Here is an 11,416-nt window from a genome sequence, read left to right as displayed (position 1 = left end):
GGCCGCGCGCAGGTCCGGGATGGAGCGGGCCAGCGGGCCGGAAACCGCCATCAACTGCGCGCCGATCGCGCGTTCCGGGCTGCTGGCGTTGAAGGCGGCGATCCGCCCCAGCGTCGGCCGCAGCCCGTGCACGCCGCAGGCATAGGCCGGATAGCGCACCGAGCCGCCGATATCCGTGCCATGCGCCAGCGCCCCGATCCCCGCCGCCAGCGAGGCCGCGGCACCGCCGGAGGAACCGCCGGGGGTCAGGCGCGGGTCGCGGGGATTCCTGGTGTTGCCGTGCAGGGCGTTGCGGGTGAACCAGCGCAGCGAGAAGGCGGGCGTGTTGGTCCGCCCCAGCACCACCGCCCCGGCGCGGCGGAAGTTGCTGACGACGGGGTTGTCTTCCTTCGCGATCAGTTCCCGCTGGGTGCGAAGCCCATTGGTGGTGGCATGGCCCACTTGGTCGGCATTCACCTTGATCGTCACCGGAACGCCGGCCAGCGGCCCGGGATCCTCGCCCGCGCCCAGGCGGCGGTCCACCTCGCGCGCCTCGGCCAGGACTTCCTCGGACCGGTGGTCCACCACGGCGTTGATGGCGGGGTTCGCGGCTTCCAGCCGGGACAGCGCGTCCCGCGCCACCTCCTCGGCCGAAACCTCCCGTCCCCGCAGCTTCGCCGCCAGCTCGCTGGCCGTCAGGCGCCAATAATCCCCCATGCCCCGGGACTCCTCTGCGGTGATCTGCGCGGGGCAGTCTCCGGGCAGGGCTGGGGCTTGTCGAGGGGCTGCTCCGGACGTGGCGCCGTGGTTGGGGGCAAGGCGCTGCCTTTCCCCCAAGCCCCCTATCCGCCAGGACCCTGAGGGTCCTGGACCTCCCGTTCGTTGGCGCCTGCCTGTTGCCCCAAAGGATCGGGTTGCAGGGTAACGGCAGCCACCAGCGCCAACGAAAGCCCGGGGTCCGGGGACCGGCTTCGATCCCCGGCGGAGTGGGTCCGGGAGAGGGGAGCCTCTTCCGGGGTCCGGGGCCCGGCACGTCCCCTTCAGAACGCCGCGTCGTCGAACGCCATCATCGACGCACCGCCCGCCAGGATGGCCGAGGCCAGCGCGCCGGTTTCCGGCAGCAGGCGCTGCATGAAGAAGCGTGCCGTGGCCAGCTTGGCGGCGTAGAATTCCGGTGTCTCCCCACCATCGCCCCGCAGCGCGGCCCCGGCCATCAGCGCCCATTGATGCGCCAGGGCGGTGAGGCCGAAGAGGCGCAGGTAGTCCGTCGCCCCGGCGCCGATCTCCGTGGGATCGGACAGGCCGCGCCGCGCCAGCTCCGCCGTGCATTGCTGCAACCGGCCGAAGGCCTTGGAGAGCGGCAGGATGAACTCGCCCATCCGCTCGTCTTCCTCGTGCGCCTCGATGAAGGACAGCACGGGATGGAAGAAGCGGCGGAGGTAGCGCCCCGCATGGGCCGGCATCTTGCGCCCGGCGAGGTCCAGCGCCTGGATGCCGTTGGTGCCCTCGTAGATCTGCGCGATGCGCGCGTCGCGGGCATACTGCTCCATGCCCCATTCGCGGATATAGCCGTGCCCGCCCAGCACCTGCATGCCGTGGTTGGCGCAGAGCGTGCCGAGATCGGTGAAGAGCGCCTTCACGATCGGCGTCATCAGCGCGACATGGTCCTCGGCGGCCAGGCGCTCCTCCGGCTCCGGGTGGCGGGTGGCGATGTCGTGCTGGAGCGCCACGGCGACACCCAGCGCGCGGCATCCCTCGGTATAGGCGCGCATGGTCAGCAGCATGCGCCGCACGTCCGGATGCACCAGGATGGGATCGGCCGGCCTGTCGGGATATTTCGCGCCGCCCAGAGCCCGGCCCTGCAGCCGGTCGCGCGCATAGGCGACGGCGTTCTGGTAGCTGACCTCGGCGATGCCCAGACCCTGGATACCGACGGAAAGCCGCTCCTCGTTCATCATGGTGAACATGGTGCGCAGCCCCTTGTGCGGCGTGCCGAGCAGCCAGGCCTTCGCTCCGTCGAAGTTCATCACGCAGGTGGCGGAGGCCTTGATGCCCATCTTATGCTCGATGGAGGCGCAGGAGACGCCGTTGCGCGGCCCCACCTTGCCGTTCTCGTCCGGCAGGAACTTCGGCACCAGGAACATGCTGATGCCCTTCACCCCCGGCGGCGCGTCCGGCAGCTTGGCCAGCACGAAATGCACGATGTTCTCCGTCAGGTCGTGCTCGCCCGCGGAGATGAAGATCTTGGTGCCGCTGAGGCGGTAGCTCCCGTCCTCCGCCGGCACGGCCCTGGTGCGGATCAGGCCGAGATCGGTGCCGCAATGCGGCTCCGTCAGGCACATCGTGCCGCTCCATTCGCCGGACACCAGCTTCGGCAGGTAGAGGTCCTTCATCGCCGCCGTGCCATGCGTGTGCAGCGCCGTGTAGGCGCCGTGCGACAGGCCGGGATAGAGGCTGAAGGCGAGGTTGGCGGAGCAGATCATCTCCTCGAACAGCAGCGACACGGTGCGCGGCAGGCCCTGGCCGCCGTAATCCGGGTCGCAGGCCATCGCCGTCCAGCCGCCCTGGCGGAAGGCGTCGTAGGCCTCGCGGAAGCCTTTCGGCGTGCGCACCACGCCGTTCTCGTAGTGGCAGCCCTCCTCGTCGCCCGGGCGGTTGATCGGGAACAGCACCTCCTCGCAGAGCTTCGCCGCTTCCTCCATCACCGGGTCGATCAGGTCCGGCTGCATCTCCTCGCAGCCCGGCAGCGCCCGCAGCCGCTCCATCGCCACGATCTCGCTGAGCAGGAAGCGCATGTCCCGCAGCGGTGCCTTGTAGCTCGGCATGTCCTGTCCTCCTTGCTGTTCGGGCCAGGGACCGGGGAAGGCGCCGCCTTCCCCCGGACCCCATCCGCCAGGACCCTGAGGGTCCTGGACCTCCCATTCGTTGGTTCATGCTGACAGCGGATCGCGCCGGAGGGCCTAGCCCTCCGGCGACGGCCGGTGCCGCACGTGCCGACATCGTCTTCGATTCCTCTGGGAGAGCCCCGCCTTTCCACGCGTTCCCTGGGATCGGATCCTGGGCTGACGCCGCTCACAGGCGCCCACCCACCGGGTCCAGGGCCCGCAGGGTCCTGGCGGAGTGGGGGTCCTGGGGGCGAGGCAGCGCCTTGCCCCCAGGGGGCCGCCCCGGGCACCACGCGGGAACACCCACCCCGGGCATCAGTTCCGCAACGGCTTCCCGGTTTCGAGCATGTGCTCGACCCGGGCGAGGCTCGCGGGATGCCGCAGCAGCGTCATGAAATGCTTCCGTTCGAGGGCCAGCACGCGCTCCTCCGGGACTTCCTCGGTGTAGTCCGCCGCCTCGCCGCCGGTGAGCGTGTCCGCGAGATGCGCGCAGACCACTTCATCATGCGGCGTCGCCTTGCCGGTCTGCGCGGCGCTGCGCACGGCCAGATCCAGCGCGGCGCGGCCGGACGGCCCGGCGAGGCGCAGCGGCGCGAGCCGCGGCGGCTGGTAGCCCTCGACCATGGCGAGCGCCCGTTCCCTGGCCTCCGCCAGCAGGCGGTCGCGGTTCATGGTGATGCCGTCCTCCGGCCGCAGCAGGCGCAGCTCCTTCGCCTCGAAGGCGGATTTCGCCACCTGCGCGGTGGAGATCATCTCGAAGGCCTTGGCCAGCGGCGGCATCGGCCCATGCGGCAGACCGGGCGCTTCCTGCCAGCGGCGCAGCAGGTTGGCGCAGCCGCCCCAGCCGGGGATCAGCCCGACGCCGGCCTCGACCAGGCCGATATAGCTTTCCGCATGCGCCTGCACCGCGTCGCAATGCAGCAGGATCTCGCAGCCGCCGCCGAGCGCCATGCCGGACGGCGCGCCGACCACCGGGAAGGGCGCGTCGCGCAGCGCGCGATAGGTCTTCTGCCCCTGTTCCACCAGGGATTCGATCTCGCCCCAGGCGGCGATGTTCGCGGCGAAGAGGGCGAGGCCGAGATTGGCCCCGGCGGAGAAATGCGTGCCCTCGTTGTGGATCACCAGGGCGCGGAAGCCGCCTTTCCTCCCCAGCGCGACGGCCTTGCCGATCAGCGCCATGACCTCCGGGTCCAGCGCGTTCATCTTGGTGTGGAATTCCAGGCAGGCGGCGCCGTCGCCGATGTCCCAGAGGCTGGCGGAACCGTTGCGCAGCAGCGGCTTCGAGCGGCGCTTGACGTCGGACAGCAGCAGCACGCCCTCGGCCCGCGGCACGGAATGGTATTCGCCATCCAGGCCGAGGAACTGCAGCACGCCTTCTTCGGTGCGATAGAAGCTCCGCTCCCCGGCCCGTTCCAGCAGCACCGGCACCGGGCGGCCATCCTCGCGCAGCGCCTGGGCGAGCCAGCCGGGGCCGAGCCGGTCGATCAGCTCGAAGGGCCCGTATTTCCAGTTGTAGCCGAGCCGCATCGCCGTATCGACGGCATCCACGTCATCGGCGATCTCGCCCACCAGCGCGGCGGCGTAGGAGAGCGTGTCCAGCAGCAGCGCCCGGGCGAAGCGGCCGCCGCGGTCGGGATGGGCGACCAGTTTGCGCAGGTCCTTCGCCCCGGCCTCCAGGCTTTCGAGCACGGGCTTCCCGCTGTCGCGGTCCTCGCCGGTCCAGAGGTCGATGGCGCGCTTGAGGCTCTTCCCGCCGGCATCCTTCGCCCGGGTGTAGAAGCCGCCCTGGCTGCTCTTGCGCCCGGTGCGGCCACTCTCGATCAGTTTCGCCACCACCGGATGCTCGCGGTGCAGGGCGCGGTAGGCATCGCCCTCCGGCAGGCTGGCGAGCAGGCTGCGGGAGACATGCGGCATCAGGTCCAGCCCGACGAGATCCAGCAGGCCGAAGACGCCCGTCCTGGGCACGCCCATGGGCCGCCCGGCCACGGCATCGGCTTCCTCGACCGAGAGGCGCAGCTCCGTGGCGTGGTTCACCGCCGACTGCATCCACAGCGTGCCGATGCGGTTGGCGATGAAGCCCGGCGTGTCCTTCGCCACCACCACCGTCTTGCCGAGGCGCCGGTCGGCGGTCTCACGGATGGTGGCGAGCACGCCCGTATCGGTCCGCGGGCCGGCCACCACCTCCAGCAGCCGCATGTAGCGCGGCGGGTTGAAGAAATGCGTGATCAGGAAATGCCGCGCGCGTTCCGCCGGCATTCCCTCGGCCAGCGCCTGCAGCGGGATGGTGGAGGTGTTGGAGGACAGCACCGCCCCCGGCTTCATCACCCCGTCGAGCCGCGCATAGAGTTCGCGCTTGGCCTCCAGCCGCTCGGTGATCGCCTCCACCACCCAGTCGCAATCGGCGAGGAGGTGGAGGTCGCTCTCCAGCTCGCCCGGCTGCACCAGCTTCGCCGCGCCGCGATGCATGAAGGGAGCCGGATCGGCCTTGAGCATCGCCGCCAACGCCTTCGCCGCACCGCCCGGCACGACATCCAGCAGCACCACCGGCAGGCCCGCATTGGCCATCTGCGCCGCGATGCCGGCGCCCATCACCCCGGCGCCGATGACGCCGACCCGCTGGATCGTGCTCATTCCACCGCCTCCAGCACCGTGGCGATGCCCTGGCCGCCGCCGATGCACTGGGTGGCCAGCGCATAGCGCCCGTTCTGCCGCCGCAGCAGCGCGGCCGCCTTGCCCACGATGCGCGCGCCCGTCGCCCCCAGCGGATGGCCGAGCGCGATGGCGCCGCCATCGATGTTCACCAGGGCGGGATCGAGCCCCAGCTCGCGGATGCAGGCGATGGACTGGCTGGCGAAGGCCTCGTTCAGCTCCACCACGTCGAGGTCGCCCACACCGATCCCCGCCCGGGTCAGCGCCTTGCGCGAGGCCTCGACCGGTCCCATTCCCATGATCTCCGGCGCGCAGCCCGCCACGGCGATGCCGCGGATGCGCGCCAGCGGCTCCATTCCCCGGGACCGCGCGTGCTCCCCGGAGCAGACCAGCAGCGCCGCCGCGCCGTCGGTGAGCGGCGAGGAGGTCCCGGCCGTCACCGTGCCGTCCTTGCTGAAGGCCGGCTTCAGCCCCGCCAGCCCTTCCGGCGTCGTGTCGGGGCGGATGCAGCCATCCTGCTCCACCGTCCCGGCCCTGGTGCGGATCGGCACGATCTCGGAGGCGAAATAGCCCTCCGCCTGGGCCTTCGCCACGCGGCGCTGGCTTTCGGCGGCGAACTCCTCCTGCTCCCGCCGGGGGATCTGGTGCCGCCGTGCGACGTTCTCCGCCGTCTCGCCCATGGAGATGTAGGCCTGCGGGAAGTCCTTCGCGAGGCCGGGATGCGGCAGCGGGTTGAAGCCCATGATCGGCACCCGCGACATGCTTTCCACCCCGGCGCAGAGGAAGGCCTCGCCCGCCCCCATGCGGATCGCCCCCGCCGCCTGGTGCACCGCCTGCATCGAGGAACCGCAGAAGCGGTTCACCGTCACCCCGCCCGCCGCCTGTGGCAGCCCGGCCAGGAAGCTGGCCAGCCGGGCGATGTTCAGCCCCTGCTCGCCTTCCGGAAAGGCGCAGCCCATGACCACGTCCTCGATCGCCGCCGGGTCCGCCTTCGATTCCGCCAGCAGCGCCCGCATCACCTGCGCCACCAGCTCGTCGGGCCGGACCCTGGCCAGCTCCCCTTTGCCGGCGAAGTGAAACGGCGAACGCCGATAGGCCGCGATCACCACATCCGTCATGGCTCGTTCCTCTGGTTCTGGGGGTTCGGGCGCGGTGCTCCGGGAAGGGCTCCGCCCTCCCCGGACCCCACCCGCCCGGGGACGTTAGTCCCCGGGGACCCTGTGAGCGCTCCGCGAGGAGGGGGATTGGGAGACCGGTCGCGACAGGCGCGACGGCGGTCGCGGCCCCCTCCTCGCGGAGCGCTCATGGCGGGGTCTCGGGGGCATACCATCCCCCTGAGCGGCCCCTCTCTCAGAAAAGGGTCCGGGAGGCGGCGCCTCCCGGCTCCCCGGCCAGACCACCCAGACCTGTGGGTCAGGATTGGCCGGAAAGGGCGTCCGCCGCCTGGGATTCGATGTCGCGCAGTTCGGCGAGGGTCTGTTCCAGGTCGGCGCGCTGCTGTTCCAGGCGGGCGATTCGGTCGCGCACGCTGTCCAGCAGCCAGCGGATCTGTTCCGCCTGGCCGTGCTGCGCGTCGTAGAGGCCGAGGTACTCGCGGATCTCGTTCAGCGAGAAGCCGAGGCGCTTGCCGCGCAGCACCAGCATCAGTCGTGCCCGGTCGCGCCGGTCGAAGACCCGCGTGGTGCCGGCACGCTCCGGGGCGAGCAGTCCCTTCGCCTCGTAGAAGCGGATGGCCCGGGGCGTGATGCCCAGCTCCTTGGCGAGCTGGTTGACCGTGTAGAGCTGGCGCAGCCTGGGGCCCCCTGTCTGCGGTGTGGCGGATGGATGCCGCAGCCTGCCGTGCTGGATGGGCCATTGTCACGCCTCTCCACGCGGAAGGCGCTCGCGCAGCTCCTGGCGCAGCTCGGTCCTGGAGAGCTTGCCGACCGCCGTGCGCGGCAGTTCCTCGCGCAGCTCGATCAGCCTTGGCCGCTCGATGGGCGAGAGGCGCTCCGCCAGGAAGGCGTGCAGCTCCTCCGCCGTGAGGGCGGCGCCGGGGCGCGGCTGCACGAAGGCGGCGGGGCTTTCGCCGCGATACGGGTCGGGCATGCCCAGCACCGTCGCGGCCACGACGTCGGGATGGGTGTAGAGCGCCTCCTCGATCGCGCGCGGATAGACGTTGAAGCCGGAGCACAGGATGATGTCCTTGATCCGGTCCACCAGCGTCACGTAGCCGTCCGGCGCCATGATGCCGACATCGCCGGTGCGCAGGAAACCGTCGGGGAGCAGCACGCGCGCCGTCTCCTCCGGCTCCTCCCAATAGCCCCGCATCACGTTGGGCCCGCGCACGCAGAGCTCACCGCGCTCGCCCGGCGGCAGGGCGCGGCCGGGATCGTCCAGGGCGCGGATCTCCGCCTCCACGCCCGGCAGGGGCAGGCCGATGCTGCCGGCGCGGTTCTCGCCCACCAGCGGGTTGCAGAAGCAGACCGGCGAAGCCTCGGTCAGCCCGTATCCCTCCACCAGCACGCAGCCGCTGGCAGCCTCGAAATCGTGCTTCACCTCCAGCGGCAGGGGCGCGCCGCCGGAGATGCAATAGCGGACGGAGGCCAGCATCTCCCGCGGCATGCCGGCATCCAGGACCGCCTTGAACAGCGTCGGCACGCCGGGCAGCAGGGTCGGTGGCTTGCGGCGCAGCACGGTGCGGAAGCTGGCCTGGTCGTAGCGCGGCAGCAGCACGATCTCGGCCCCCCAGGCGAGGCCGGCATTCAGCGCCACGGTCATGGCGAAGACATGGAAGAAGGGCAGCACGGCGAGCAGGCGCTCCTCGCCCTCGCGGCATTCGTGGAACCAGCACCGCACCTGTTCCAGGTTGGCGGTCAGGTTGGCATGGGTCAGCACCGCGCCCTTCGGCCGGCCGGTGGTGCCGCCGGTGTATTGCAGCACCGCCACGTCGCCAGGTCCGATGGCGGGGCCGTCGCGCAGGGGCGGTGCCTCCAGCAGCATGTCGAAGAGCGTGACCTGCGGATCGTGGCGCGGCACCGTGCCGATGCTGGCGCGGCGCGCGAGGCGGAAGCCGAGTCCCTTGAGCGCCGGCAGCGCCCCGGCGAAGCGGCAGGCCACCACATGGCGCAGCGGGCCGTCCTCCCGCCCCGGGCGGCGGAGCAGACCGAGCACACGGTCCAGCATCGGCTCCAGGTCGAGCACCACCATGATCCCTACCCCCGAGGACCGGGCCTGGGCCGAGAGCTCCGTCGGCATGTGCAGCGGGTTGAAGTTCACCACCACGCCGCCGGCCTTCAGCACAGCGAAGTAGCTGATGACGTAGAAGGGACAGTTCGGCAGGCAGAGGCCGACATGCGTGCCCTTCCGCACGCCCAGGCGGCGGAAGCCCTCGGCGGCGCGGTCCACCAGTGCGCCGAGCTGGGCATAGGTCCAGCCGCGGCCGAAGAAATCGAGGCAGGGCCGCTCCCCGAAGCGGTCCACCGCATGGCGCAGCATCCCCGGCAGGGTGGCGGGGGCGGGCAGGGCGGCCCAGTCCACCCCCGGCGGATAGCTGGCGAGCCAGGGATGGGCGGCACTATCGGGGCGCAGCGCCCCGCCTGCGCCGGCGGAGGGGCGCGTCCCGTCCGCCGGCGGAGCGGAGGGCCCGGGGGAGGGCGGCGGCACCGGCCGGGCCCGTTCCGCATCGCCTGCCATCGTCCCGCCGCCCGACATCCCTGGCCCTCCCGCTAGAGCGCGATCCGCGCCTGCAGCGCGAAGACGTCCACCGCGTTGTTGTAGCGCTGTTCCAGATTGCCCCGCAGGAAGTCGGAGGAGCCGGGGTTGCTGCCCGAGCTCAGGCTGACGATGCCGTCGCGGGCGAAGATGTGCGAATAGCCCGCCGAGATCTCCATCCGCTCCGTGACCTTGTAGGAGGCGCCGACCGAGAGCCAGTAGCGGTCGGTATCGGGCAGGCGCGGCGTGCGGTAGGCGGTCTTCACCGGCGTCTGGTCATAGGCGAAGCCGGTCCGCAGCCGCAGCTTGTCGTTGACCTGGTACTCGGCGCCGACCGAGGCGAAGATCGTGTCGCGCCAGTTCTCCGCCGTCACCGTGTCGGCGCGGCCATCCGCCTTGATGCGGAGTTCCTGGAAGCGGGACCAGTTGGTCCAGCTCACGTCCGACAGCAGCGTCCAGCGGTTGCCCAGCGCCTGCGACAGGCCGAGCGTGACACTTTCCGGCGTGGTCACCTTGGTGCTGGCCCGCGTGGCGCGGAAGCTGTTCGCCAGCGCCGCCGGCACGTTCTCGAAGCTCAGCCAGGAGCCGTCCAGGTTCTGGAAGATGGCGGAGCGGAAGTTCGCGCCGAGCCGCGTGCCGGGATGGGGCTCCCACAAGGCGCCGACCTGCCAGCCCAGGGAATAGTCGTCGCCCTTCACCGAGCCGATGCCATCGGCGCTGCCCGGGCGCAGGCCCAGCCGGCCGAGCCCCGCCGCCGCGCCGATCGAGCCGAAATCCACCGCGTTCGACAGCCGCGCGCTCATGTGCTGCACGATCAGCGCGGCGCCGAGCGAGAACTGCGGCGTCGCCTTCCAGGCCACGGAGGGCGCGATCTCGAAGGTGCGCAGCACGCTGGTCATGGCGTGGTAGCGGGCGACATCGCCGGCGCCGGTCTTGGTGATCAGCCCCCAGGGCGAATTGACCGACAGTCCCAGCCACCAGTCCGGCGCGATCTGCGCCGTGGTATAGGTGGCGGGCACGAAGGCATCCTGGGCCACGTCGCCGTCGGTGCTGCCCAGGATCGCGCTTCCCCCCAGGGCGGCGGCGCGCCGGCCGCTGCTCGACTCCACCTCGGATCGCGGCCCGACATAGGTGCCGACGAGGCTTGTCTGGAATCCCGGCAGCCGGACCATCGAGGCGGGGTTGAAGAACTGCATGGAGGGATCGTCGGCGCGCGCCGTGCTGCCGGCGAAGGAGCTGCCCTGTCCCACGGCGCTCTGGTCGCGCAGGAAATAGCCGGAGGCATGGGCCGGCGCGGCGCTCCACCCCAGGGCAGCGGCTCCGGCGGCGATCCCCGCCGCGAGGCCCCGGCAACAGCTTCTGGCTGTTCCACCCATGATCGGCTGTCTCCTCTCCCTCCGGGGGCCGTTCACTGCCGGCCCTCCGATTTGTGACGCATTAGGAAGATGGTTGACGTTAAGGTCAACAGGATTCGATTCTGCAACGCGGAAGGTCCCCATGGTTTCGACGGACGAGCTGATGAACGCCATGCTTGCACGCGCGCCGGTGCTACGCAGGCTTGGCTACAAGGTCCGCGTCGATATCACCGATTTGGATGAGAGCGTGCTGCTGGATGCAACCGGGGGGCATCTCGATATCCGCCCAGCCCTTCCCACGGAGGAGACGGACACCGTGCTGCGCCTCAGTGCGGCGGACCTGGGCAAGCTGATGGCCGGGCGCCTCAACCCCATGCTCGCCTTTTCCACCGGCCGGCTCAGGGTCGAGGGCTCGAAGGGCGTTGCTCTCAAGCTGGCCAACCTGCTCGACGAGGACTGAGACGGCTTCGCAAAGCTTCCGGCGGCGGCATGGGCCGTTCGCATCGGGCGCGCCCATAAAGGAAAGGGGGGAGGCGATGCCTCCCCCCGATACCGTCTGGATAGGACCACGATCCTGGCCAGATCCTCGGAGCCGGCCGGATGACGGGGCCGGCCGCTGGTTACGCGAAGACGCGCCGGGTCACTGGACCTGGCGCAGGCTTCCGTCCGGCATCCGCTCGAAAGCGCCGCCGCCGCCCAGGAAGGCGCCGTTGATGTTGCTGGTGCTCTTCGCCGCGTCCGGGCCGCCGATCACGACGCCCGTGCCCGAGCCCGTGGCGGCGGGAGCCGCCGGGGCGGCCTTGGACGGGGCTGCGGGGGCGGCGCCGCGCTGGCGGCGCTGGAACGGGCCAGTGC

9 protein-coding genes are annotated in these 11,416 nt (G+C 71.2%); 1 reads left to right on the top strand and 8 read right to left on the bottom strand.

Annotated features, from left to right (window positions below; translation table 11 throughout):
- The 7 genes from ROTAS13_RS12000 to ROTAS13_RS11970 form a co-directional block, all read right to left on the bottom strand.
- A partial coding sequence (locus ROTAS13_RS12000; RefSeq protein WP_253187668.1) for an amidase family protein occupies positions 1 to 696 on the bottom strand: 696 nt, incomplete at its 3' end.
- A 323-nt stretch (positions 697 to 1,019) separates the two neighbouring features.
- Positions 1,020 to 2,804, bottom strand: a complete 1,785-nt coding sequence (locus ROTAS13_RS11995; RefSeq protein WP_019462419.1) for an acyl-CoA dehydrogenase C-terminal domain-containing protein — start codon at positions 2,802 to 2,804, stop codon at positions 1,020 to 1,022.
- Between the two features lie 375 nt (positions 2,805 to 3,179).
- Positions 3,180 to 5,495 (bottom strand): 3-hydroxyacyl-CoA dehydrogenase/enoyl-CoA hydratase family protein, encoded by a 2,316-nt coding sequence (locus tag ROTAS13_RS11990; protein WP_075822460.1) that lies wholly within the window; start codon positions 5,493 to 5,495, stop codon positions 3,180 to 3,182.
- On the bottom strand, positions 5,492 to 6,631 hold the full coding sequence (locus ROTAS13_RS11985) for a thiolase family protein (RefSeq protein WP_075822459.1): 1,140 nt from the start codon (positions 6,629 to 6,631) through the stop codon (positions 5,492 to 5,494). The genes ROTAS13_RS11990 and ROTAS13_RS11985 overlap by 4 nt, the downstream gene beginning before the upstream one ends.
- A 295-nt stretch (positions 6,632 to 6,926) precedes the next feature.
- Positions 6,927 to 7,304 (bottom strand): MerR family DNA-binding transcriptional regulator, encoded by a 378-nt coding sequence (locus ROTAS13_RS11980; RefSeq protein ID WP_026033437.1) that lies wholly within the window; start codon positions 7,302 to 7,304, stop codon positions 6,927 to 6,929.
- 66 nt (positions 7,305 to 7,370) lie between these two features.
- The gene (locus ROTAS13_RS11975) at positions 7,371 to 9,206 is read right to left on the bottom strand and encodes a long-chain fatty acid--CoA ligase (protein WP_083755496.1); all 1,836 of its coding nucleotides are present in this window, start codon (positions 9,204 to 9,206) and stop codon (positions 7,371 to 7,373) included.
- Between the two features lie 14 nt (positions 9,207 to 9,220).
- Positions 9,221 to 10,582 carry an OmpP1/FadL family transporter gene (locus tag ROTAS13_RS11970; protein WP_075822458.1) on the bottom strand — a complete coding sequence of 454 codons (1,362 nt, stop codon included), beginning with the start codon at positions 10,580 to 10,582 and terminating at the stop codon, positions 9,221 to 9,223.
- Between the two features lie 121 nt (positions 10,583 to 10,703).
- Here ROTAS13_RS11970 and ROTAS13_RS11965 point away from each other — a divergent pair, with 121 nt between their 5' ends.
- Positions 10,704 to 11,021 carry an SCP2 sterol-binding domain-containing protein gene (locus ROTAS13_RS11965; RefSeq protein WP_075822457.1) on the top strand — a complete coding sequence of 106 codons (318 nt, stop codon included), beginning with the start codon at positions 10,704 to 10,706 and terminating at the stop codon, positions 11,019 to 11,021.
- A 180-nt stretch (positions 11,022 to 11,201) separates the two neighbouring features.
- On the opposite strand, the gene ROTAS13_RS27155 is transcribed toward ROTAS13_RS11965, so the two are convergent.
- On the bottom strand, positions 11,202 to 11,416 hold a 215-nt coding region (locus ROTAS13_RS27155), incomplete at its 5' end, for a hypothetical protein (protein ID WP_216348640.1).

Source organism: Roseomonas sp. TAS13 (assembly GCF_001950415.1).
GTDB lineage: Bacteria > Pseudomonadota > Alphaproteobacteria > Acetobacterales > Acetobacteraceae > Roseomonas > Roseomonas mucosa.
The sequence above is the reverse complement of the archived record's forward strand: the minus strand, read 5'-3'. Positions and strand labels throughout refer to the sequence as shown.